Genomic DNA, 22,960 nt, shown 5'->3' on the forward strand with positions numbered 1-22,960 from the left:
AACGCACTCCTCAGATAGACAGCTTGTTAATGCGTTTGCCGCCGTAAAGCAGGTTGACGATAGCACGAGTACCGACAATCGCGGTGAACATGGAGGTCGCCACACCGATTGCGGTGGTAATTGCAAAGCCCTTGATCGAACCCGTTCCCACAGCGTACAAAATGACTGCGGTGATCAGGGTGGTGATGTTGGCGTCAACGATACTGGAGAAGGCACCTTTATAGCCCTCATGGATCGCTTGCTGAACAGAACGCCCGTTCTTCAGCTCTTCCTTGATACGTTCGTTTATCAGTACATTGGCGTCTACTGCCACCGCCAACGTCAATACGATCCCGGCAATGCCCGGCATGGTCAGCGTCGCCCCCGGTAGCAGGGACATCACACCAACGATCAACACCAGGTTCGCGACCAGCGCAGTGGTGGCGATCATGCCAAACTTGCGATACCAAGCCACCATGAAGATGATGGATGCCACCAGCCCCCATAAACAGGCTTCCAGACCTTGGGCAATGTTCTGCTGACCCAACGTTGGGCCGATGGTGCGTTCTTCAACAATCTGGATCGGCGCGATCAGTGCACCAGCACGTAGCAACAGCGCAAGCTGACGTGCTTCGTTCGCATTACCGATACCGGTAATGCGGAAGCTGTTGCCCAGACGCGACTGAATATTTGCCACGTTGATCACTTCTTCTTGCTTGACCAACACTGCACGACCATTGGCGTCTTTCTTGCCGCTATCTTTATACTCCACGAACAGGGTCGACATCGGCTTGCCGATGTTGTCCTTGGTGAAGTTAGACATTGAGGTACCGCCAGCGCTGTCCAGCGAGATATTAACCTGCGGCTGGTTGTACTCGTCGGTGCTTGAGGTGGAATCGGTGATGTGGTTACCAGTCAGGATCACGCGCTTGTACAGCACTATCGGATGACCATCACGGGTGTATTTCACTTCGGAATCGCCCGGCACGCGGCCATTGGCCGCCGCAGTGGCATCCGCAGTGGTGTTCACCAAACGGAACTCCAGCGTTGCAGTCGCACCCAGGATCTCTTTAGCCCGTGCGGTATCCTGAATACCCGGTAACTCGACCACAATGCGATCAGTCCCCTGGCGCTGCACCAGGGGTTCGGCAACACCAAGCTGGTTAACGCGGTTACGCAGAATAGTGATGTTTTGCTGCACCGCATATTCACGCGCTTCGCTCAGACGGGCATCAGACAGGTTGGCTTTCAGAGTGTTGCTGCCATTGCTGGAAAGCACCAGGTCGCGTTGGCGTGGCCCCATGTAGCTGATGGCCTTATCGCGGGTGGCATCGTCACGGAAGCGCACTTCCACGCCATTGTTGCTTAACTTACGGATAGACGCGTAAGGAATGCCCTTTTCGCGCAGCTCGCTACGCAAGGTATCCATGGTCTGTTCCTGCAACTTGCCGAGCGCGGTGTTCATGTCAACTTCCATCAGGAAGTGCACACCGCCACGCAGATCCAGGCCGAGTTTCATCGGCTCAGCCCCCAGCATCACCAACCAGCTCGGCGTGGCCGGGGCCAGGTTCAGCGCGACGACAAATTTGTCACCCAGTTCCGCCATCAGCGCTTCACGGGCGCGCAGTTGAATGTCAGGAGCATTAAAACGCGCCAAGATGGCACCATTTTCCAACGCTATCGACTTGATCGCGATATGGTCTTTTTCTAATACGGTACGGATCTGATCCAGTGTAGTTTCACTGGCGGCGACACCGCGCGCACCAGTGATTTGTAAGGCTGGATCCTCACCGTAAAGGTTGGGAAGTGCATAAAGCAGCCCAATGAGGATCACCACGATCAACATCAGATACTTCCACAGAGGATAACGGTTTAACACGGCAATTCCCTTAGGGAAAAAAATTATAGGGCCTTCATGGTACCTTTAGGCAGAACGGCCGCCACGAAGTCGCGCTTGATCATCACTTCCGTGGTGTCGTTTAACGCAATGGTGATAATGCCGGTGTCGGCCACTTTGGCCACGCGGCCAATCAGACCACCGGTAGTCATAACTTCATCACCCTTGCCGATGGAATCCATCAGTTTTTTATGATCTTTAGCGCGTTTCTGTTGAGGCCGTAGGATCATGAAATAGAAAATCAGACCGAACATCACTAGCATAATGATCAGAGAGTACGGGCTTCCCTGAGCCGGAGCCCCTGGGGATGCGATGGCGTCAGACATGAAAAAGCTCATTAAAATTCCCTCATTAAGTTATCAATTATTATACCCGTCATACTTCAAGTTGCCTGTACGTCAGCTTCCCTCACTCACCCCAGTCACTCAGAACTTATCCCATTAGGCTATTTTTTTGCCATTTTGGCCCTGGGCAGTGCTCACCCTCCTCACGTACGCCATGTACGCCATGTACGCTACGGCTGTTGCACGCTGTCCTGGTGCAAACTGGCTGCAACAATGTACGCCTACTGGGATAGGCGCTGACTGGGGTAAGCGCCTGGGAAGCCGCTGCGTTGCCGCCTTCCTGCAACTCGAATTATTTAGGGTATAGATTTAGCAATTCTACCCTTCATCTTTCAAACTACAGCGGTGTTGGCTTCCCTCTCCCCATCACATAGCACTCTAAAGCCCTGAGGATTCGTTTGGTCGCCACTTTGCCGCATTTTGAGGTCTATTAGGTATTTAAAGGTGGCATCGGCTTGCCGAGCCGACCATAAAAATCCGCAACAAACAGCGCTAATTTACCCTCTTCAATGGCCTGGCGTAAACCCGCCATCAGACGCTGGTAATAGCGCAGGTTATGAATAGTGTTCAATCTAGCCCCCAGTATTTCGTTGCAACGATCAAGATGATGCAAATAGGCACGGCTGTAATGGCGACAAGTATAGCAATCACAGTCTTTATCCAACGGAGAAATATCATCTTTATACTTGGCATTACGAATTTTAACCACACCGTCAGTGACGAACAGATGACCGTTGCGGGCGTTACGCGTTGGCATCACGCAATCGAACATGTCAATGCCGCGACGCACACCCTCCACCAAATCTTCAGGCTTGCCGACGCCCATCAGATAGCGTGGCTTATCTGGCGGAATTTGCGGGCAAACGTGTTCGAGAATGCGGTGCATAGCCTCTTTTGGCTCCCCCACCGCCAAGCCGCCAATAGCGTAACCATCAAAGCCGATATCCACCAGCCCTTTTACTGAAGCATCACGTAAATCTTCGTAAACGCCACCCTGGATAATGCCGAATAAAGCATTTTTATTATTCAACTCGTCAAAACGTTGACGACTGCGCTGCGCCCAGCGCAGTGACAGCTCCATCGAACGCTTGGCGTAATCCCAATCAGCTGGGTACGGCGTGCACTCGTCAAAGATCATCACGATATCAGAACCCAGGTCATACTGGATTTCCATCGATTTTTCGGGGCTAAGAAATACTTTGTCGCCGTTGATCGGGTTACGGAAATAGACGCCTTCCTCTTTAATCTTGCGCATCGCGCCCAGGCTAAACACTTGAAAGCCACCGGAATCAGTGAGGATCGGGCCGTGCCACTGCATGAAATCGTGCAAGTCACCGTGCAACTTCATGATCGTCTGCCCTGGACGCAGCCACAGGTGGAAAGTGTTACCCAACAGGATCTGTGCCCCTGTCTCTTTCACTTCTTCTGGCGTCATGCCTTTAACCGTGCCATAGGTGCCAACCGGCATAAAAGCCGGAGTTTCCACCACGCCGCGTTCAAAGATCAGGCGACCACGGCGAGCGCAGCCATCGGTTGTCTGTAATTGGTACTCCACAAAACCTCCAGCATCAGAGAAACAGTCTGATGAAATGCAAAGGTTGCACATTCTAAACTAACGTTTAAAGCCGTACCACAAGCCAGTCAGTCAAATATAGGTTTGTTATTTTTGTTCCTACAGGCTTCGAATTCATTTCATTACACTATGAAAAATAACAAAAAAATTAAGTTACAACTTTTTTATACCAACATATAACGTCACGTAACCATCTCGCTTGCCTCCCTTCCCTACAGTTCTCTCTATCAGTCGAGCCAACGGAGCTAGATACGGGGCAAAAGTCACTTGATAAGAGAGTTGTTCGTCATAACGCCAGGACGTTACAGGCACGCAGAACAGAAAATCACTTATAGAGCATAAACACGTCCGTAGCAGCTTTTCAAAGCATGGGCTGCGGAAAATGGTGACCCCCGATGAGTGTGGATGCCGTTCTAAACGCCAGTAAAGGCCTGATTGTAGCACCTGCGGGATGTGGCAAAACCCACCTGATTACTGAAGCTCTTGGTATTGCGCAAAGTAAGCCGTATCTCGTGCTGACGCACACAACCGCAGGTGTCACGGCACTCAAAAAGCGACTGAGCCGTTTTGCAATTCCTCTGCGGAACTATATTGTGACAACAATCGATGGATGGGCTCTGAAAATAGCAGGCTGCTTTCCGCGATTGTGTCCGCTTGATGTGGGTCCTGAAAATCCAACCGTTTTCTACCCTTCTCTTCGCCGTGCCGTACTGAATCTGGTTGTTAACGGTAATATTAGCGAAATCATCACGGCCACTTATTCGCGTTTGCTGGTCGATGAATACCAGGACTGCAATAGCCAGCAACATAATCTGACCTGTGCGCTTTCACGCTTGCTACCAACAGTCGTCTTTGGAGACCCGATGCAGTGTATCTTCAGCTTCAGCGGCCCTATGCCAGACTGGAAAAGCACTGTTGAAACTTTTTTCCCCACTCTGGCAACCTTACAAGCGCCCTGGCGCTGGAACAATGCACAAACGCCAGATTTGGGTCAATGGATCCTTGAGCAAAGACTTCGCTTACTTCACCGGGAGCGTATCGACTTGAGATCCTGTCCTGACTATGTACATTTTCGCCCTCTTTCACGAAATCACAATGACAATATCCAGCGCCAGCAGCGCTAATATTACTCACTGCTGCGACAGTTTCCCAACGACTCGGTTTTAGTTATGGGTGATTCACGAAGAGCGTCATCCAGGCATCAATTTGCACAACGAATCACTATTTTTGTTTAAATAGCCCCTTACTACATTGACTAATTCTTCTTTTTTTTTTGCTTTTTCAAAAATAGGTGCTGATATTATACCTTCTTCTATGGCATTTTTATATGTATATATATGAGTGTTCTGTGTCAACATCAAAAATAAATAAGTCGTTTCGGTATGGTGTGGCAGTCACTATTATTTTTTTGCATTAAACCTGCGAATAACCCCTCCCCATTCTGGAGATGGTTCGGAATGGCCTTCATCAATAATGACCAACTCAAATTCATCACATATTTTATTTATTTCCTCGCTGTTGATTTTGAGTAATTTTTGGAAGGTAGTACAAAAGACCCCTCTATTACTTTCTTTATTGATGTTGTTGTGCACATCTTTAATTGTAAGTGATTTAGATTTATCCGAGTCGGTTAATTTAGTAAAAAAATCACCTCTAATCTGTTTATACAACTGATCGCAAACAGCTCTTCGATAAGTAACAATTAATATTTTTTTATATTTACTGAATTGACTTAGACAACATATAACACCACTTTTCCCTGCCCCTGTCGGCAAGCTTATAAGACATGAGCCAGAAGAGCGCGATCTAAAATATTTTGCCGCTACACTAATACTTTCTACCTGACATGTTCTAAGTTTTTCTTCTACTTCAGTTGGTGTACCATTGTACATTTAAATTCCTCTTATAATGAAAAAACGCTGGATTAGAACCTTATATAAGGATAGACAAGGGACTGAAGAAACTCATTCAATTGGAAGCTAACTGGCTACTAGGGATTGAGCTTATATCCCTTCTGGCAAACCCAGTCAGCCTTGCCAACGCTGCCGCCCCCAGAGACATCAGTGCCGATTAAGTATAGGCATATCCGAATGTTATCAAAACTCATGAGTTGTTCAAGAAGACAATTAGATAATCCCTAAAGTTTAGTGCGCTTGGTCGTGCAATTACGATGGGAAATGATTGATGAACTGAAGTAAGTAAGCTGTCAGAAAATGCTCATAAGAAGCATATTCTTTGTTAGTTCATGAAGTTCTCCTGAAGTGAATTTATATTTTTATTAAAAATACCAATTTAAATCAAAGAGATATAGTTACTGTAGATTATGAACTAGATTCACGCTTAACATAAGTTAAATAACCTACATCGACCGAGGTGGAGCCAGGGGCGCGCGATGTCTGACACCTCAAGTTTGCTGTTAATACAACCAGCATCCAGCCAGATAACCTCCATTCCCATCAAAGTATCGCCAGTTTCACAACAGCAGACCGGTGTTTACCTCAACCGCATCTCTGCAAGCCATTCAACGCAGCGTTACTACATGTTCGGTAGTTAGCAAGGGACCTATTTCCTGGTGCAAAGTCTGCCCGCTTCGTCATTTGTGTAACCAGCAGACGCGTATACCTCGGAAGGCAGAGGTTGCACAGGTTGTTGTCGTAGATTGAGTGATCACTGCCCTATTCCAGCCATCGTTCAATATGGGGTTTAGACGGAAAGCCCCCGTGATACAGATCACGCAACTGAAAGATACGCTGACGATGCAGTTTATTATGTGCTTGATAAGTCATTGACGTTGAAATGTATCACCAAAAAATCTTATGAATTAGGAATGGTCTTAGTTTTCATTAATGCATTATATTTCAATTGGATGAGTAAAATGTAACGGATGAGTAACAATTTAATAACAAAAAACACTTCCCATATACCATATGCACTGCTACATATTTGAGCATAATTTACATATAAATAAACGAGAATGATTTTCAACTCCACGAATGGATGCATGATGAAAAAAGCTAAAAAGTGCCTTGCCTGTGTGGATGAATTGCCTGTATTCGAAGGTTATCTCGTAGACGTGTGGGGTGTCTTATACGATGGCCAATCGAAAACTCATATTGCCGATGATTTGATCCGGAAAATGAAAATACATGGCCGGATCGCACTCGTGAGCAATACCTCACGCTCGTCGGAAGAGTTGGCTTTATTACTGGACGATAAAGGGATTTCAGGAACATTTATTGATGGAATTTTCACGTCTGGAAGCCTGTGCAAAGAACGAATTACTCGCCATTTTGCTGCCAATCCACAACACACTTTCATCCTAGTGGGCACCGCCGGTGAATGCCACTGGCTTACTACGATTTTTGATCGACAAGTCTCTTCTATCGAAACATGTGATTTTGTTATTGCTGCAAACATCATTTATGAAAATGATGAAGAGATCGAAAGGTTAGTAAGAAAAATCATAGGAAGAGGGTTAGTCGTATATTCAACGAATCCGGATAAACTTGTCAATATTGGAGGTCGTATTCATAAGGCTGCGGGGTACTTCTGTCAAAAAGTGAGAGAAGCCGGTGGTACTGTTTACGAGTATGGCAAACCTAATACGGATATTTTTAATATTGCATTGGCAGGGATTGGTGTGAAAAAAGCAAATGCTTGCATGTTGGGGGATTCGCTAGAAACGGATATTTTGGGAGGGAATTCTGCGTCACTTAAAACCATACTGGTCGCTGGATGTGGTGGTTTGCAGTATAGCGAAGATGAATTAAATGAAGGGTTGCATGATTATATTCTAAATCTACAGGGGTGATTATGTATAAGGTACTTATCATTGGTTCAGGTATCCTTTCTACGATGGTTTCAGAGATGTTGGCTTGGAGAAATTTTCCGTGCCAGGTAACGATTGCTGCCAGGAATGAAAATGCTGCAGACGAAATTGTGAACCTGATAAAATTCACGTCAGAGAATGTTGGCCATACATTTAATATATCGTCAAAAAAAATCAACCTTGACTCTGTTGAGGAAATGGCGGAAATCATTAGTGATATTGAACCTGATTTAATTTTCAATACTGCTTCAGTTCAGTCATTTTGGGTTGTTTCAGAACTGCCCGATCATATCAGCAAAGCATTATGGTCCGCAGGCGTGGGCCCCTGGACCGCATGCCATGCCTATCCGGCACTCCAATTGATGAAAGCAATAAAAGCCTCCGGTGTAAAAACGACGGTAGTCAACGCGGCATTTCCTGATGCAGTGAATCCGTTGCTTAAGGGCATAGCACTTGCCCCTGATATCGGCATTGGCAATGTCTCAAATATTTGTCAGCCTATCCGCGAGGCGGTTTCAAAGATTCTCAATAGTGACATATCTTCAATCTCCGTCAAAATAGTCGCTCACCACTATGTTGGCAATACCATTCCCTCAGAAGGACATGCAAAGGGCGCGCCTTATCATTTGAGCGTAAAAAATAATGGGGAGGAAATCAGTCAGGACATGTTACCGCACGATAAAATCTTCAAACACATCAAAACAGACTTAAAGAGAAAAAGAGGAAAGGACGGTATGTTTGTAACTGCCAGTTCGGCAGTGAGAATTATTGAAGGCTTTTTCGGTGATAAAACGATAGCGGCACATGCACCAGGTGTCAGGGGCTTAGTCGGAGGGTATCCCGTCACCATTGGCAGGCGAACTTTCGATGTGGCGCTCAATGACGATATTTCACTCTCAGACGCGATCAGCATCAATGAAAAAGGCCAGCGGTATGATGGGATTGACAGTATCCAGGACGGTTATATCCGGCTCAAGCAAGAATCCTCGGATGTCATGAATGCCCTGATGGGATTTGGGCTCGGGGAATATCATATTTCTGAGGTCGCTGAGGTGTCCGCTGAGTTGGTACAACGCTATCAAACGTTGAGGAGTAAACATGTCTAACCTTCTCTTCCACGCATACAAAAATGCGCGCAACGTCCTGTCCGGAAACGATGAAACCGGTATGAAAGTCTTTCCGGGGATGTTTGACAGCGATGTCGTTTCTCTCTCTCACGGCGACGGCACAAGACGACCTCAGTGCGGCATTATTTCTGCGGGGGTTTTAGCATTGCTCGATGATCGTTACTCCCCTGATGACTACCATGTGATGACGCATAATGCAGAGTTGGAAACCTGGATCATCGATGATTTCAAGGCGGATGGGATACATGAGAGTCTCGCCAACAATATTGTGCTGTCACACGGTTCGACCAGTTTCTTTGATGCCATATTTACTTATTATATCGGAAAAGGACGTCGTTATTTAGTGCCTTCTTCGTTCTATCACAACCTGATAAAGTGGTCAGCGTTATATCACGAACATCTTACGTGCCAGTATACGAAGATTGAAAATGATTATAAACTGACAGCGGAAGAATTGTCTAAATCGGTATCAGAAAAAGAAATTGATACACTGTTCTTGTTTAATCCTACGCAAACCGGTGCGATTTATACAGATGCTGAGCTCATGGCACTGTCTAAAGTGTGTATTGAATTTAATATAGCGGTTTTTGTAGATAGTGTTTTTTCTGGTACGGAATTTAACGATGAGGAGAGAACTCCTCAGATGGCAAAATATTTTACGCAGCATCCTGACAATATCGTAACGATTAAAAGTGCTTCCAAATTTTTAAATCTGGCCAATGTCAGGGTGGGTTGGGCATGTGGTGGGGAGAATATTATCGCAGCGCTGCGTGATATCTGTTCTGCGAAAAACCCGTCGATCTCAAATGTGGCACTGGAAATGGTCAAGTACGGTGTTCTACACTGTCATGAATATATCAGAGAAAACAATCTGGAAAGTGCACAACGTGCGCGTATTATTGATGCGTCTGTGTATGACATCAATAACTCTCTGGGGGAGCAGGTGATAAACACCACGCATAAACCAGCCGCAGGGCACGGATTTTTGCTCGATTTCGACTATTTGATCAAGGCGACGCACGGGCGCATAAAGTCAGGCTGCGATCTGGTTGCGTATTTGCTTAAAGAACAGAAATTGTCCCTGTCCCCTGCGGATTCTCTTGGTTTCACCGGGTGTAAAGTGAGAGTTGCTTTCTCATCCGTCGGGCTCAAGTCAACCTACCTGGATAGCGAATACGAGCGCAACGTGGCAATGGACAGCATCACTATTGGCCGCGTGCCAGTGACCGCATTGAAGATCCCTCGCAGGCAGCATACCGACTATTTTGATGCAGGCCGAGGTATTCTGGACCATTCGCTGAGAAATTCCTTGCACACTGCATTAGCTAATTTACTGAAAAACTAGGAGATAAATATGTCAGTTATTGCTGTTCTTGAGTCAAACCTGGCAGGCAATGGTACCTTAGTCATTCAGGCGGCCAAACTAAAGGGTTATAAAACGCTTTTTGTCTGTGGAAATAAAGCGGAATACGCCAATACCGTGATTAATCCGATTGATTTTGCGGATGAAGTGGCCGTTGTTGACTCTTATGACATAGCCAAGCTACTGGCCTTCTTCCAGAGTTACCCGGATACGGTTGACGCAGTCATGGCATTTGATGACTTTAGAATGATACAGGCCGCGCTCATTAATCAGTTCCTTAACCTGCCGTATGCGCCTGCTGTTGAGGCATTATTGACGGTGCGATTTAAACATTTGTTAAGAGAAAAACTCAACAATACTGCGTATGCAATTGACTTTACACGTTTGGCGGGTGACAGCACAGCCCATCAAGCGTTATTGAAATACCCATGTGTAATCAAGCCGGTAGATGAAAGTGGCAGCATCGGTGTCAAGGTGTGTCATTCAAAATCGGAGTCGGACGAGGCTATCGACTATATTCTGTCTCTACCAAAATATAATGGTCGCGGGTTTACCGTTTCAAAAGACATCCTGGTTGAAGAGTTTATTACCGGGGAAGAATACAGTGCCGAGTTGGTTTGGGATTGTGAAAATGAGGACTGGAGACTGCTTGGCGTTACGCAAAAATTTGTTACTCCTCCCCCGTTTTGCGTCGAAAAGGCCCATATTTTTCCGTATGCAGACGGCAGTGAATTTTCAGAGCAGGTGAGCCTGCATGCCAACCGTATACTTAAACATATTGGTCTGCGAAATACGTTTTTACATATGGAATTTAAATTCTCCGATGGGCGCTTTGATGTCATTGAAATCAATCCGCGCTTGGGGGGAGACATGATTATCGAACTCATGAAAAATGCGAAAGGGTATGATGCAGCTGGTCTTATGTTGGAAGCGAATATCAATCAACCTTTGAGTATAGAAAACACAGGCGTACAGGGGGATGCTTCGGCTATCGTGTATATCACAGATAGTCGCTGTGGACATATAACCGATATTACCGTCGAGAGTGATGGGGACATTTTCTCCCGGATCAATATTTTTTCGCTCCCAAAAACACTGAAAGGGTTGCGCAGCAGCGAAGACCGGTTGGGGTATGTCATTTTAAATAAAGACCGTTATCAGCAGATTGAGCTGCGTGTTAACGCTCTGCTTGATGGTAATGGTTTCAATATTACCCAGTCGGCATTGTCCTGACTTGACAATACATTTTATTTTGGTGGTGAGCATGGTAAATAAAATTGGTTTTATCGGCAGCGGTAAACTGCTTTTAGATCGCGCGAAGTCGTTTGGTCTTTATGTGGTACTGATTCAAAAACAGTCACTTGCTTCGATGGAAGCTATTGCACTGGCAGACAGTGTTCTGCTGTGTGACTATGATGCCGCTGATAATAAAAAGATGATATTGGATTTCTTACGGGAGCAACGAATCGAAAAGGTCCTGACGCTTTCTGAGAAAGCTTTGCCAGCAGCGGCATGGATAAATGACGAATTATCGTACGATACTAAAAATAGTACGATCGCTGAAATAGTCAAAAATAAAATATTAATGCGTGATAGGCTTAGGGCAACCCCCTACGGTAATGTCAACTATCATGCGGTCCATTCCGCCAATGATCTGTCTCGGGCCGCTGCCCAGCTCGGATTTCCGTTTATTCTGAAACCATCTCGGGGTGTGGGAAGCGAAAATGTTCATCTTGTTGTCGATGATAAGCAACTTTCGACAATAAACGTTCTGCAGACATTAATCGCAGAACAGTACATCGGGGGAAAGGAATATTCCATTGAGGCATTTTCTGTCAATGGGGTACATACCGTTCACGCGGTCACCGAGAAATCCCTGTTTGATAATGAAGACTCCCGGTTTGTTGAGCATGGACATGTTGTCTCCAGGGAGAATAATGATGGGCCGTTTTTTGCCGCGATCGATGATTTTGTCTGTGGCTTCTTATCCCTTATCGGGATTGAGTCCGGCGCGACCCATACCGAAGTGAAGGTCGATCTGAGTGGCATACACATCATTGAGTCCCATAATCGGGTCGGCGGCGACAGTATTCCTGAATTGGTTTACCATGCGACGGGAGTCGATCTGTATTCACTGGCGATACAAGATGCGTCGGGCCTGCCTTTGGATAATACGCGCAAGTCGGTGAGCAATAATAGTGGGATTCTCTTCTTTGATTTTGAACCTGGTCAGGTCAGTAGTCTTTGCGGTGAACAACGTGTTAAACTGTTACCCTACGTCAAAGACGTAAGTTTACCTGAACTCATCAATGCGCCACTTTCCCGCCCCGTCGATTCTTTTTCACGTAATGGCTATGTGATTTGCAGCACACCCGAGGATGTGAAAAGTAAGCTCGAGCTGTGCCAAACCCTGATAAAACCGATATACATTTGAGTGGGAACAGTCAAATATGATTCAGGACGCAAAATGAGCAGAACTAACTATATACTCATGTTCGTTATGCTAATATCTTGTGTTAGCATGTTTTCGTTTTTCCCTTTCCTTGTCACTATCCTGACAGGGCATTATGCCTTTACTGCTGCTGATGTGGGCATCATGATGTCAGTGGGTATTATTGCTGGCAATTTATCCTCTGTCATTGTTTGCATGTTTTTGTCTGAAAAGGTGTATAAACCTGTATTTACGCTGGCACTGATGGTGTTCTCTTTGGCCGCTTTTGGTTTTTACTTCGTCAGCAATATCTCCAGCACGGTTTATCAGTATGTCCTTCTTTTGTGTTGTGTTGTACTTTATCGGTTTTCTGTGGGCGTCTATTATAATATCTCGCGCGCGTATCAAATTTACTCGCTCGATAAAGAACACGAGAAGTTAAGATTATTTTCTAATATAAAATTTGTTAATAGTATCGGTGGCGGGCTCGGACCAGTTATTGGACAAGCCCTCATCAATTACGGGGGGTATGGCGCTCTATCAGTTTTTTGCGCGATCACTTTTTTGTTCGCAGCCATATTGGTTTTTCTGTTTGTTCCCGGTGTAAAGAAGTCTCAGCCGGCACAGTTTGTAAATGTGTTTCAAGGCATTATTCAGATTATTCGCGACAAAGCTTTTGTACTGCTTTCTTTGGGGGCGCTTTTTCATTATATCTTCGAAGCGCAGATATACACATTCATTACGTTAAAAATAAAAGAGAATGATATTCAGGATGGTGTTGCCTATATTTTTACATTGAACTCGATTTTCCTAATTGTTTTTTCTTTTTTTGGCGGGAGAGTGATAAGGAAGATTGACAAACTTCCAAAAATATCCATTTTGGCCTTTGGTAGCTTCTGTTCATGCCTATCATTGATTTCAACGCCCCTGGTATCTGGCTATTTTGGATTGGCTTTTGTAGTTTTTATTTTCTCTCTCGGTGAATATCTGGTACCACAATTGGCTGTGGATTTAATTACCGATACACCAGAAAATACGTTACAGAGAATAACATTGTTCAATTTTATGACGAGTGCAATCGGCCTGGGTATAGGGTTCATATTCGGTTCTTATTTGTCCACAGTTGGCAACCTTTCCGTCGTCGCTATCTCGTGGATTACCATCCTGGTGCTGGTATGCCTGCTTTTCTCTCTTGGCCTGAGCGCCAGTCGTGCACAACGCAGTGCGGTGCTGCCTGCCAATGTGTCTGAAAAGTGAGGGAAAGTAAACATTGGGCGACACCGACCGGGTGATTGCCTTGTCCTGGTCGGTTTATGCTATGGCCCTGAGTGTTGTTACATACCGGCGTGCTGGTACTGATGTTTAACGTTATTTTCCCACCACTGGGCTGCGTTCCTCATTCAGCTGTATTTGCACCGGCATGCCCTCTTCCCGCCTCGACAAATACCGCTGGTCTCCGCAGAAAACGCTGTGGCAATGCTGGCGTAAAGAGCGAAAGTCGCGGCACAAGCAACGACTGGCCGAGAGGAATAATGCATGAGCGGTTTAGTGGTTCCGGAGTTCTCCCCGGCGATGCCTGCGCAGTCGCCGGTATCGGGATTTCTCATTTATAAAACCACACAGAAAGGTACAGGTGTTATGGGAAGCATGAAAGACCTGATGCTGGATATTGAAGCTGAACGATTTGATGAATGGTTTGCGGAAAATTACCCGGATGTTATCCCCGACTCTGAAGAATGGGAGCAGGAGGCGCTTGCCGATCAGGCTCAGTGGGATCATGAACACGAGCTGTTTGTGGCTTCCCTGAACAATGTTCGTCAGCGTTACCTGCACGCAAATCAGGAGCTGAAGAAGTTATATGCCCTACTCGATAAAGAACAGCCTGAACTGGTGTACAGGATGTCTTTCGTCCATGCTGTGACGGTCATGGAGGCGTATCTGATGTACTGCGCCAGGGCCCTGCTGGAACATGACTAGCCCCTTAAACGCTTCAGGGATGCGTATTACATGAAGTCCAAACGAATCAAAAATCCGGAAAAACATGCTGCCCGTGACATGGGTCTGTCTCTGTTCCGCCCTGCGGCGCAGAATGTTGTTTCCCGAATGACATTTCATAACGTTGAAACCATTGAGCGCTATTTCGGCGCCGTGCTGCACATCCCACCCGTCTGGCCGGTTAAGCCGCTGGGCATCATCGCAGAGTGGCGAAACGACCTGGTGCACCGTAACGGCGTGGATGAACATGATGTGCCAAGAGCGATATCCGCGCAGCAGCCACAGAATTCCCTGCAGAGAGTATCTGACCTTATAGAGGCGGCACACCAGTCCCTGCGCCTGGAAGTGGGCTATTTCGGTAACTTGCGTAATGAGGAAAACTGGGAAATTATAGCGTCAGCACTGAACATACCTCCAGCCGGAGAGGCCTCCTGATGACCGGGCTTGTTACCCTGGGGCAGCCAGGAACTGCAACTCAGTTGCCTGTGTCCATCGACTACCCGGCTGCGCTGGCGCTGTGCCAGATGGCACTGGTACAGGACGAACTGCCGAAGAGCGCCCTGCTCCACTATGTGCCGGATCTGCACTGCAAGATGTTGCTGGCTACGTTGTGGAATACCGGCGACCGGATTAACGAAGCGCTGGCGCTGACAAGGGGGATTTTTCGTTGGCACCGCCCTACCCGTTCGCGCAGTTGGCCACGCTCAAGCTGCGGGCAGAAGAAGGCCGCGCGAACCGCAGGCTGGCAGCTCGGCACACCGCCTGGTGCCGAAGTCTGATCCGCAGTACGTCGCGCAATTGCAGACCATGGTGGCCACGCTGAAAATTCCACTGGAACGCCGGGATCCCAAAAACGGTCGCATGGAGAAAGTACGCCTGTGGACAATCACTGACAGAACGGCAGCGCAGGATGGTGTGACGTTCTCGGTCCCCATCACCCCGCACACTTTCCGACACAGCTACGCGATGCATATGCTGTATGCCGGTATTCCACTCAAGGAGCTGCAAGCGTTGATGGGGCACAAGTCGATCAGCTCGACTGAGGTCTATACGAAGGTGTTTGCGCTGGATGTGGCTGCGCGGCATCGGTGCAGTTCTCGATGCCGGAAGCGGAGGCGGTGATGATGCTTAAAGGTCGGTAGTGAATGGCCGATAGGTAAAAACAGGCAGGCCGGTCAAGTGACCGGCCTTTTGTCTCCCTGGTGTTTCCTAGCGTATTGCATGGTTGGTGTCTCTGATGTTTAGCAACTCTAAACAAGTCTGATGTTAAGTAATGCTAAACATGTTGTCAATCCTTTCTATGACGGCAGACCATGGTTCCCCAACGACTGAAAAGTGCCCGCCTTCAGGCTGGGCTTACACAAGAGAAACTGGGTGTACTGGCGGGTATTGATGAAGCCACTGCCCGTTCGCGGGTCTCCCAATACGAGAGTGGTACCTACACCCCGTCCTTTACGACTATGTGCGCACTGGCACGTGTACTTAACGTCCCTGAGTGTTATTTCTATGTGCTGGACGAGGGGTTTGCGGAGAAAGTTTTATTGCTTCACGTTAAAAACTGAATTGTTTTTTAGATGTTTTGGTAATCCCGGCATTATACACTTGTCACATAATTCCTTTAAAATAATTTTGTTATCTGTATTTCTCTGTAAGGTTACTAACTCATTTTTTATCATAGTACTTTTATGTTTTCACTCAAAGTTCGGTTACAAGTAAAAATCCACCTCTTGAAGAGGTGGATTTAAATGGGGCCCCCTAAAAGGGGGGCTTGTCCGTTTTAGTCCTGTAATAACGCCATTTGCTGTTCGTATTCTTGGTCTTTCTTATCCTGATGCCTCACGTAACGCCTGATAATTTCTTCGTTCACTCCAAACTGTGTCTGCAAAGTATCCCCTCGCCCAAAAATGATTACCCCAGAGCTTCTTTCGTATATGCGGGAACTTGTTGTAGAGACGAATAGCAGTGCGCCCTTTCAGGACGCCCATCAGCGTTGAGATTGAGAGTTTAGGTGGGATCATCACGACAAGATGAACATGGTCTGGTTGAACATTCAGTTCCAGTACCTCGCAATCTTTCATATTGCAAAGTATATAAACTGAGCGGTAAAGCTCTTTACCTACCGCCCCAGTTAAAATCTTGTAGCGATACTTGGGCGTCCACACTGTAGTGGTCAACTAAAACTGGCCACCGCGTTAGAGTTTTTCCAGTATCGGTTTTCCGATTCGTTTGGTGGTAACCCACCGTTATATTCATGCGGCCTGAGCGCGCTGTAATACCCAACGATATAGTCCGTTATTGCGTGGGCTGCATCGCTGAAGTTTATGTAACCCGTCACCGGTACCCATTCGTTCTTCAGACTCCTGAAGAAGCGCTCCATTGGGCTATTATCCCAGCAGTTTCCACGCCGACTCATACTCTGTCTGATCCGATACCTCCACAGTGACTGCCGGAACTGTCTGCTTGTGTAATGGCTGCCCTGATCGCTGTGGAACATCACTCCGGCTGGTTTTCCCCGGGCCTCCCACGCCATCTCCAGCGCTTTGATGGTCAGCCTGCTGTCCGGTGAGAACGACATTGCCCAGCCCACCGGTTTTCTCGCGAACAGGTCGAGAACAACGGCGAGGTAGGCCCAGCGCCTGCCTGTCCAGATATAGGTCACATCGCCACACCACACCTGATTAGGCTCTGTCACTGCGAACTGCCGCTCAAGGTGATTCGGGATAGCGATGTGTTCAAGGCCACCGCATTTATACCGATGAGTGGGCTGTTGACAACTGACCAGCCCCAGCTCTTTCATGAGCCTGCCGGCGAGCCATCGTCCCATCCTGAAGCCCTTCATGGTTGCCATAGTTGCGATACTCCTTGCGCCAGCAGAGCCATGGCTGACGCTATGCAGTTCCAGTACCTGGCTGCGTAATACAGCTCGTCTGCCATCTGGTTTTTCAGGACGGTTTTTCCAGTATTTGTAGCTGCTGCGATGAACCCCGAACACGTGGCAGAGTGTGACCACCGGATAATGCGCTCTGAGTTTCCCGATTATCGAGAACTGTTCAGGGAGTCTGACATCAAGAGCGCGGTAGCCTTTTTTAATATTTCGTTTTCCATTTCAATACGTTGTATTTTTTTCCTCAGCTCACGTATTTCAATTTGTTCAGGAGTAATGGGAGAGGCTTTAGGTATTTTTCCCTGCCGCTCATCACGCAACTGCTTCACCCATCGCGTCATTGTGGAAAGGCCGACATCCATAGCACTGGCTGCATCTGCCACGGTGTAGTTCTGGTCAACGACCAGTTGAGCGGATTCGCGTTTGAACTCTGCACTGAAATTTCTTTTTTTCATTGAAGCACCTGTAATGTCCTGAGGTGAGCATATCACCTCTGTTCAGGTGGCCAAATTCAGTGTGCCACTACAAAATACCTGATTACAGGCCTGGCGGATTTTGCGCAGTTTGTCTAAAACACCACGTTTTTCGAGTTTACGAAGTGAACTGAGAATCTCCAGAGGCTTTATCTCTGCAATTGGGCGCTTACCGATATCCGGGAAGATATCGTTTTCAAACGCTTCCATAATGTCTTCAGCGTAACCCTTCGACCAGTTAGGGCGTTTATACTCATGCCACTCCAGTGCGATAGCTTTGAAGGTGTTTTCTACCGTCGCTTTGCGAGCTTGTTTCTCAACCTTTTTCTGTTCACTGGGATCAATAGCGTTAGCGACTTGCCGTTTAGCTTCATCTCTGCGTTGTCTGGCTTCAGATAACGAAATCTCTGGATAGATACCTAACGCCAGCATCTTTTGTTTACCGTCAAAGCGGTACTGTAAGCGCCAGTATTTAGATCCATTGGGATGAACCATTAAATGCATTCCTTCGCCATCGGTAAGCTTGTAAGGCTTATCGGTAGGCTTTGCACTTCTTACCTTTACATCGGTTAATGCCATTTAAGGCCCTCCGTTGCTGGCTGTTGGTACAAGATTTTATTGAACGGGGATGTACCATCACATATACCAACAGATACTACTTGATGCTGGTAGATGTAGGTAGACTTGCAGAGAATCTCGATGCACTAAAATCAACCAACCTGCTGAATTTTAGGCATAAAAAAAGACGTCGGTTGACGTCTGTTTACTTCGAAATGGTACGCCCTACAGGATTCGAACCTGTGACCTACGGCTTAGAAGGCCGTTGCTCTATCCAACTGAGCTAAGGGCGCGCTGGGTGGCGGGGTTGGATTATACGGTCAGCGTTTATTGAGTCAATTCCTTTTCATAGCGTTACGGCTGCAACCGTGCATTATGCTGGTTTTGCGCTATCGGTCAATGCGTGGGTAGGTAAACGCGGTCATCCAGCTTGGATGATAACTAAGGGCCGATCCCATTAGGCTATTTTATTTGCCATTTTGTACCTGGGCAGTGCTCACCCTCATCACGTGCTCCCTGTACGCGCCGGTTGTTGCCCACTGTCCCTGTCCAAACTGGCTGCTGCAATATACGCCTACTGGGATAGGCTCTAAACTTGCCCAGTAGATGATAGATAAAGGCAGAGAAGATCATACCGTTGATATAAAAAAGCGTAAATCATGACGAGGATAATTCAGCGCCTGACAGCGCGCTCAGCTTCTGACAAAATAGCGCCATCCCCGCTTTTCTCAAATGATGGATTTTCTCACTGATGGCAGCAAAGATTATTGATGGTAAAACGATTGCGCAGCAAGTTAGAAACGAAGTGGCTGAGCAAGTTAGACAACGTCTGGTGGCCGGTAAACGCGCCCCAGGTCTGGCGGTGGTGTTAGTCGGCGATAACCCAGCCTCACAGATTTACGTTGCCAGCAAGCGCCGCGCCTGCGATGAAGTGGGCTTTCTTTCCCGCTCCTACGATCTGCCCGCCACTACCAGTGAGGCTGAACTACTGACGTTGATCGACCAATTGAACGCCGATTCGGCAATCGACGGCATTCTGGTGCAACTGCCGCTGCCCGTCGGTATCGATAACGTCAAGGTGCTAGAGCGCATACATCCCGATAAAGACATTGATGGCTTCCATCCGTACAATGTTGGCCGTCTGTGCCAGCGTGCGCCTACACTGCGCCCTTGTACCCCACGGGGTATCGTCACCCTGCTGGAACGTTATAACATTGATACTTATGGCCTGAATGCCGTGGTGGTCGGTGCCTCCAACATCGTCGGCCGTCCGATGAGCATGGAGTTGCTGCTGGCTGGTTGCACCACCACCATCACCCACCGCTTCACCAAGAATTTGCGTCATCATGTTGAAAATGCCGATCTGCTGGTGGTAGCGGTCGGCAAACCGGGTTTTATTCCGGGGAACTGGATCAAACCGGGTGCCATTGTGGTCGATGTTGGCATCAATCGTCTGGAAAGTGGCAAAGTGGTCGGTGATGTGGATTTCGACGTCGCCAGCGAACGCGCTGCTTATATTACGCCAGTGCCGGGTGGCGTTGGCCCGATGACCGTTGCCACACTGCTCCAAAATACCTTGCAAGCCTGCGAGGTCTATCACGATGTTCAACCTAAGTAAGGCAATATGGAAATTTTTAACCTGGATAACCACCCCGGCACTGTTGCAAAAATCTGGAGGTAATAAACTCATCTCTCCCCTTAGCTGAAGGAGCAGCACATGAACCTATTCAAAAGCCGGCATTTTCAGCGTGACATCATCCTGTGGACGGTACGCTGGTACTGCAAATACGGAATCAGCTACCGTGAGCTGCAGGAGATGCTGGCCGAGTGTGGTGTCAGTGTTGACCATTCCACGATTTATCGCTGGGTTCAGCGCTAAATCGTGGAATGGAAAAACGCCTGCGCGGGTACTGGTGTAATCCTTCCGATCTTTGCCCGTGGCATATTGATGAAACGTACGTGAAGGTCGATGGCCGCTGGGCTTATCTGTATCGCGCCGTTGACAGCAGAGGGCGTACCGTCGATTTTTATCTTTCCTCCCACCATAACAGTAAAGCCGCATACCGGTTTCTGGGTAAAATCCTCAACAATGTGAAGAAGTGGCAGATCCCGCGATTTATCAACACAGACAACGCTCCCACCTATGGCCGTGCGCTTGCTCTGCTCAAACGCGAAGGTCGATGCCCGCCTGACGTTGAACACCGGCAAATTAAGTACCGGAATAACGTCATTGAATGCGATCATGGCAAGCTGAAAAGGATAATCGGTGCCACGCTGGGATTTAAAACCATGAAGACGGCTTACGCCACAATTAAAGGTATTGAGGTGATGCGTGCACTGCGCAAAGGCCAGGCCTCACCGTTTTATTATGGTGCCCCCCTGGGCGATAGGCATCTGGTAAGCCGAGTCTTTGAAATGTAGGGCCTTTCAATAAGACAAAAGGCACCTATCGTGAACTTTGCAACAGTGCCAAATTTAACATAAACAAAAAAGTTTATAAATCGCGTTGACAATATAATCAAAAATGTTTATATTGGTTCTATCTTAAAGCAGACAGGAGGAGGAAGTGAAGCAAAGCGAGTTCAGGCGTTGGCTTGCGGCTCAGGGGGCAGAATTTAAAGACGGTACTAACCATCTAAAAATTATACTCAACAGCAAGCAAACGGTAATGCCGAGGCATCCGGGGAAAGAAATACCGGAACCGCTCAGGAAAGCAATCCTCAAGCAACTCGGCATCACATAATAAACCAACCCTCCGGGGCTGGTCACTCGCGAAGGTTCACTTAGTCAAATATGCGATATCCCGTAAAATTTGAGCATGACGAAACCGGGTGGTGTGTATCTTTCCCGGATATCCCGGAAGCACTAACGGGCGGAGATACCAGGGAGGAAGCGATAGAAATGGCGCAAGACGCCCTGGTAACGGCGTTTGATTTTTACTTTGAAGATCGGCGCCCTGTACCGATGCCAAGCGCTAACGGCGAAGAGTTTATCGATGTGCCGGCCAGTGTGGCGGCCAAGGTGCTGCTGCTTAATGCCATGATTGCCACCGGCACAACACCGGCGCAACTGGCCCGCCGCCTGGGTACACGACCGCAGGAAGTTAACCGCATCGTTACCCTAAACCATGCGACCAAAATCGATACGATCGAGGCCGCGCTTAAGGCGCTGGGCAAGCGGCTAGAAATAACAGTTCTGTAATCATTATCAACCTATCTAAAGGCTCACTTCGGTGGGCCTTTTTATTTTAACGGAGCCACCCATGCGGGAGGTGGAGAATGAAAATGCACAATAACCCTTACTCCTGGACAGACCTTTTCGAACTTTTACAGGGCTGGTGGCGGGGAGAGACCCCAATGGGTGCGGTTCTCATGGCGATAATCATGGCAACCCTGCGCATTGCCTACACGGGTGGTGGCTGGGAAGATGATTTTAGAGGGATTACTATGTGGTGCGCTGACGCTAACTTTTGCCTCTTCGCTGGAATATCTGGAATGGCCTAAATCCATTTCAATTGCGATAGGTGGTGGCATTGGTTTTATCGGCGTGGATGCTTTCCGCACAATCACCCTGCGTTTTATTGGTAATCATTTGGGGGGGCAATGACAACAAGTAGAGGCATTCGCAACAACAATCCCGGAAATATCCGCTGGGGTGATGAGTGGCAAGGTTTAGTATCAAAGCCTGATCGAACTGATAAATTATTCTGCCAGTTTACTACTCCGGAATACGGTATCCGCGCGATGATAATTATCCTGCGTAATTACCAGCGTAAACACGGTATCAACACTATCAGCGGCATTATCCACCGTTGGGCACCGACTAGCGAGAACGACACGCAGGCTTATATCGACAGCGTATCGCAGGAGGTTGGTGTTGCTCCTGATCAGCGCATTGATATCAGCGACAGCCGTATCTTGATGAAGTTGCTACAGGCGATTATCAGGCATGAAAATGGTAGCCAGCCTTACAGCTTTGATGTATTTATTAAGGCCATCGACCTTGCGAGGTGCTAGCTATGCTCAACGGGACAGTAGGCCTTGCTGCGCTATCAGGATGGGTGATTATTATTTTGTCTATAGCCACTTGGCATTACCGCGACAGCTACCACCATGCTCTCGACAAGCAGCGCGAGTTGGCACAACTGGCCGCAACCAGGCAAAGCCATCGTTGATATGCAGGCCAGACAGCGCGTCGTGGCGGATATTGATGCAAAGTATACAAGAGAGTTAACTGATGCTAAGGCTACTATCAATCAGCTTGAGCGTAGCGTTATCGTTGGTAATCAGCGGTTACGCATCAACGCCATTTGCAAGCCCATGTCTGGAACCGCCACCCCCGGCGCAACTAATGCAACCGCCCCCAGACTGGCGGACGCCGCTCAACGAAATTATTTCATTCTCATCGAACGAGTAACTCAGATGGAAAAACAGATGGAAGGTTTGCAGGAGTATGTAAGGTCTCAGTGCCGTTAATTATTAATTTCCCAGAGCGCCTTTATGAATTA

Annotated in this window: 19 protein-coding genes, 1 tRNA gene and 6 pseudogenes; 18 read left to right on the forward strand and 8 right to left on the reverse strand. The window is 47.6% G+C overall.

What is annotated here, in order from left to right; all coding sequences use genetic code 11:
- Window positions 1–10: 10 nt before the first annotated feature.
- The 3 genes from secD to tgt form a co-directional block, all read right to left on the reverse strand.
- On the reverse strand, window positions 11–1,858 hold the full coding sequence (gene secD, locus SYMBAF_RS12275; protein WP_082027034.1) for a protein translocase subunit SecD: 1,848 nt from the start codon (window positions 1,856–1,858) through the stop codon (window positions 11–13).
- Between the two features lie 23 nt (window positions 1,859–1,881).
- Window positions 1,882–2,214 (reverse strand): preprotein translocase subunit YajC, encoded by a 333-nt coding sequence (gene yajC, locus SYMBAF_RS12280; RefSeq protein WP_040266885.1) that lies wholly within the window; start codon window positions 2,212–2,214, stop codon window positions 1,882–1,884.
- 436 nt (window positions 2,215–2,650) lie between these two features.
- Window positions 2,651–3,775, reverse strand: a complete 1,125-nt coding sequence (tgt, locus tag SYMBAF_RS12285; protein WP_040266886.1) for a tRNA guanosine(34) transglycosylase Tgt — start codon at window positions 3,773–3,775, stop codon at window positions 2,651–2,653.
- 413 nt (window positions 3,776–4,188) lie between these two features.
- Here tgt and SYMBAF_RS12290 point away from each other — a divergent pair, with 413 nt between their 5' ends.
- Window positions 4,189–4,917 (forward strand): UvrD-helicase domain-containing protein, encoded by a 729-nt coding sequence (locus SYMBAF_RS12290; RefSeq protein WP_226020212.1) that lies wholly within the window; start codon window positions 4,189–4,191, stop codon window positions 4,915–4,917.
- 276 nt (window positions 4,918–5,193) lie between these two features.
- On the opposite strand, the gene SYMBAF_RS12295 is transcribed toward SYMBAF_RS12290, so the two are convergent.
- Window positions 5,194–5,685 (reverse strand): DEAD/DEAH box helicase, encoded by a 492-nt coding sequence (locus SYMBAF_RS12295; protein WP_237162871.1) that lies wholly within the window; start codon window positions 5,683–5,685, stop codon window positions 5,194–5,196.
- Between the two features lie 1,109 nt (window positions 5,686–6,794).
- Between SYMBAF_RS12295 and SYMBAF_RS12300 the strand changes: the two genes are divergently transcribed.
- The 9 genes and pseudogenes from SYMBAF_RS12300 to SYMBAF_RS12340 all read left to right on the forward strand — a co-directional run bounded on the left by SYMBAF_RS12300 (window position 6,795) and on the right by SYMBAF_RS12340 (window position 16,100).
- Window positions 6,795–7,604, forward strand: coding sequence for a TIGR01459 family HAD-type hydrolase (locus SYMBAF_RS12300; RefSeq protein WP_160289820.1), 810 nt, complete (start codon window positions 6,795–6,797; stop codon window positions 7,602–7,604).
- 2 nt (window positions 7,605–7,606) lie between these two features.
- On the forward strand, window positions 7,607–8,728 hold the full coding sequence (locus tag SYMBAF_RS12305) for a hypothetical protein (protein ID WP_040266892.1): 1,122 nt from the start codon (window positions 7,607–7,609) through the stop codon (window positions 8,726–8,728).
- Window positions 8,721–10,094, forward strand: a complete 1,374-nt coding sequence (locus tag SYMBAF_RS12310) for a pyridoxal phosphate-dependent aminotransferase (RefSeq protein WP_040266893.1) — start codon at window positions 8,721–8,723, stop codon at window positions 10,092–10,094. The genes SYMBAF_RS12305 and SYMBAF_RS12310 overlap by 8 nt, the downstream gene beginning before the upstream one ends.
- A 9-nt stretch (window positions 10,095–10,103) precedes the next feature.
- Window positions 10,104–11,345: an ATP-grasp domain-containing protein gene (locus tag SYMBAF_RS12315; protein ID WP_040266897.1), complete on the forward strand. Its 1,242-nt coding sequence runs from the start codon at window positions 10,104–10,106 to the stop codon at window positions 11,343–11,345.
- A 31-nt stretch (window positions 11,346–11,376) separates the two neighbouring features.
- Window positions 11,377–12,546, forward strand: a complete 1,170-nt coding sequence (locus SYMBAF_RS12320) for an ATP-grasp domain-containing protein (RefSeq protein WP_040266900.1) — start codon at window positions 11,377–11,379, stop codon at window positions 12,544–12,546.
- A gap of 33 nt (window positions 12,547–12,579) precedes the next feature.
- Window positions 12,580–13,800: an MFS transporter gene (locus tag SYMBAF_RS12325; protein WP_040266902.1), complete on the forward strand. Its 1,221-nt coding sequence runs from the start codon at window positions 12,580–12,582 to the stop codon at window positions 13,798–13,800.
- A gap of 381 nt (window positions 13,801–14,181) precedes the next feature.
- Window positions 14,182–14,973: pseudogene (locus tag SYMBAF_RS18185) on the forward strand (hypothetical protein).
- Window positions 14,973–15,680, forward strand: a pseudogene (locus SYMBAF_RS12335) (tyrosine-type recombinase/integrase). Before SYMBAF_RS18185 ends, SYMBAF_RS12335 begins: the two co-directional pseudogenes overlap by 1 nt.
- A 171-nt stretch (window positions 15,681–15,851) precedes the next feature.
- Window positions 15,852–16,100, forward strand: a complete 249-nt coding sequence (locus SYMBAF_RS12340; RefSeq protein WP_040266903.1) for a helix-turn-helix transcriptional regulator — start codon at window positions 15,852–15,854, stop codon at window positions 16,098–16,100.
- A 215-nt stretch (window positions 16,101–16,315) separates the two neighbouring features.
- Here the strand turns inward: SYMBAF_RS12340 and tnpA are convergent.
- The 4 genes and pseudogenes from tnpA to SYMBAF_RS12360 all read right to left on the reverse strand — a co-directional run bounded on the left by tnpA (window position 16,316) and on the right by SYMBAF_RS12360 (window position 18,746).
- Window positions 16,316–16,712: pseudogene (gene tnpA, locus SYMBAF_RS12345) on the reverse strand (IS200/IS605 family transposase).
- Window positions 16,709–17,877, reverse strand: a protein-coding gene (locus SYMBAF_RS12350; RefSeq protein ID WP_152609001.1) for an IS3 family transposase whose coding sequence is annotated in 2 segments (ribosomal slippage) — window positions 16,709–17,628 and window positions 17,628–17,877 — 1,170 coding nt in all. Because the reading frame shifts where the segments join, the coding sequence is not laid out codon by codon here. Before SYMBAF_RS12350 ends, tnpA begins: the two are co-directional and overlap by 4 nt.
- Window positions 17,878–17,949: 72 nt before the next feature.
- Window positions 17,950–18,474: pseudogene (locus tag SYMBAF_RS12355) on the reverse strand (tyrosine-type recombinase/integrase); the annotation flags it as partial.
- A 195-nt stretch (window positions 18,475–18,669) separates the two neighbouring features.
- A tRNA-Arg gene (locus SYMBAF_RS12360) sits at window positions 18,670–18,746 on the reverse strand.
- A gap of 458 nt (window positions 18,747–19,204) precedes the next feature.
- Between SYMBAF_RS12360 and folD the strand changes: the two genes are divergently transcribed.
- The 8 genes and pseudogenes from folD (at window position 19,205) to SYMBAF_RS18500 (ending at window position 22,928) form a co-directional block, all read left to right on the forward strand.
- Window positions 19,205–20,071, forward strand: a complete 867-nt coding sequence (gene folD / locus SYMBAF_RS12365; RefSeq protein WP_040266905.1) for a bifunctional methylenetetrahydrofolate dehydrogenase/methenyltetrahydrofolate cyclohydrolase FolD — start codon at window positions 19,205–19,207, stop codon at window positions 20,069–20,071.
- Between the two features lie 99 nt (window positions 20,072–20,170).
- Window positions 20,171–20,874, forward strand: a pseudogene (locus tag SYMBAF_RS12370) (IS6 family transposase).
- Between the two features lie 145 nt (window positions 20,875–21,019).
- Complete coding sequence (locus tag SYMBAF_RS12375) at window positions 21,020–21,196, forward strand: type II toxin-antitoxin system HicA family toxin (protein ID WP_040266910.1); 177 nt, start codon at window positions 21,020–21,022, stop codon at window positions 21,194–21,196.
- 50 nt (window positions 21,197–21,246) lie between these two features.
- The gene (locus SYMBAF_RS12380) at window positions 21,247–21,654 is read left to right on the forward strand and encodes a type II toxin-antitoxin system HicB family antitoxin (RefSeq protein WP_040266912.1); all 408 of its coding nucleotides are present in this window, start codon (window positions 21,247–21,249) and stop codon (window positions 21,652–21,654) included.
- Between the two features lie 77 nt (window positions 21,655–21,731).
- Window positions 21,732–22,059 (forward strand): annotated as a pseudogene (locus SYMBAF_RS12385) (phage holin, lambda family).
- Complete coding sequence (locus SYMBAF_RS12390) at window positions 22,056–22,469, forward strand: structural protein (RefSeq protein WP_040266915.1); 414 nt, start codon at window positions 22,056–22,058, stop codon at window positions 22,467–22,469. The pseudogene SYMBAF_RS12385 and the gene SYMBAF_RS12390 overlap by 4 nt, the downstream one beginning before the upstream one ends.
- A 2-nt stretch (window positions 22,470–22,471) precedes the next feature.
- Window positions 22,472–22,627 carry a hypothetical protein gene (locus tag SYMBAF_RS18495; protein WP_419789485.1) on the forward strand — a complete coding sequence of 52 codons (156 nt, stop codon included), beginning with the start codon at window positions 22,472–22,474 and terminating at the stop codon, window positions 22,625–22,627.
- A 22-nt stretch (window positions 22,628–22,649) separates the two neighbouring features.
- Window positions 22,650–22,928, forward strand: coding sequence for a lysis protein (locus tag SYMBAF_RS18500; protein WP_419789486.1), 279 nt, complete (start codon window positions 22,650–22,652; stop codon window positions 22,926–22,928).
- Window positions 22,929–22,960 lie beyond the last annotated feature (32 nt).

The organism is Serratia symbiotica, from assembly GCF_000821185.2.
In the GTDB taxonomy this organism is placed as follows: domain Bacteria; phylum Pseudomonadota; class Gammaproteobacteria; order Enterobacterales; family Enterobacteriaceae; genus Serratia; species Serratia symbiotica.

What these genes read in the sequence shown, in the direction of transcription:
- yajC (WP_040266885.1), bottom strand. Translation starts at nt 2,214, where the DNA reads ATGAGCTTTTTCATGTCTGACGCCATCGCATCCCCAGGGGCTCCGGCT.
- SYMBAF_RS12290 (WP_226020212.1), top strand. Translation starts at nt 4,189, where the DNA reads ATGAGTGTGGATGCCGTTCTAAACGCCAGTAAAGGCCTGATTGTAGCA.
- SYMBAF_RS12295 (WP_237162871.1), bottom strand. Translation starts at nt 5,685, where the DNA reads ATGTACAATGGTACACCAACTGAAGTAGAAGAAAAACTTAGAACATGT.
- SYMBAF_RS12300 (WP_160289820.1), top strand. Translation starts at nt 6,795, where the DNA reads ATGATGAAAAAAGCTAAAAAGTGCCTTGCCTGTGTGGATGAATTGCCT.
- SYMBAF_RS12305 (WP_040266892.1), top strand. Translation starts at nt 7,607, where the DNA reads ATGTATAAGGTACTTATCATTGGTTCAGGTATCCTTTCTACGATGGTT.
- SYMBAF_RS12310 (WP_040266893.1), top strand. Translation starts at nt 8,721, where the DNA reads ATGTCTAACCTTCTCTTCCACGCATACAAAAATGCGCGCAACGTCCTG.
- SYMBAF_RS12315 (WP_040266897.1), top strand. Translation starts at nt 10,104, where the DNA reads ATGTCAGTTATTGCTGTTCTTGAGTCAAACCTGGCAGGCAATGGTACC.
- SYMBAF_RS12320 (WP_040266900.1), top strand. Translation starts at nt 11,377, where the DNA reads ATGGTAAATAAAATTGGTTTTATCGGCAGCGGTAAACTGCTTTTAGAT.
- SYMBAF_RS12325 (WP_040266902.1), top strand. Translation starts at nt 12,580, where the DNA reads ATGAGCAGAACTAACTATATACTCATGTTCGTTATGCTAATATCTTGT.
- SYMBAF_RS12340 (WP_040266903.1), top strand. Translation starts at nt 15,852, where the DNA reads ATGGTTCCCCAACGACTGAAAAGTGCCCGCCTTCAGGCTGGGCTTACA.
- folD (WP_040266905.1), top strand. Translation starts at nt 19,205, where the DNA reads ATGGCAGCAAAGATTATTGATGGTAAAACGATTGCGCAGCAAGTTAGA.
- SYMBAF_RS12380 (WP_040266912.1), top strand. Translation starts at nt 21,247, where the DNA reads ATGCGATATCCCGTAAAATTTGAGCATGACGAAACCGGGTGGTGTGTA.
- SYMBAF_RS12390 (WP_040266915.1), top strand. Translation starts at nt 22,056, where the DNA reads ATGACAACAAGTAGAGGCATTCGCAACAACAATCCCGGAAATATCCGC.
- SYMBAF_RS18495 (WP_419789485.1), top strand. Translation starts at nt 22,472, where the DNA reads ATGCTCAACGGGACAGTAGGCCTTGCTGCGCTATCAGGATGGGTGATT.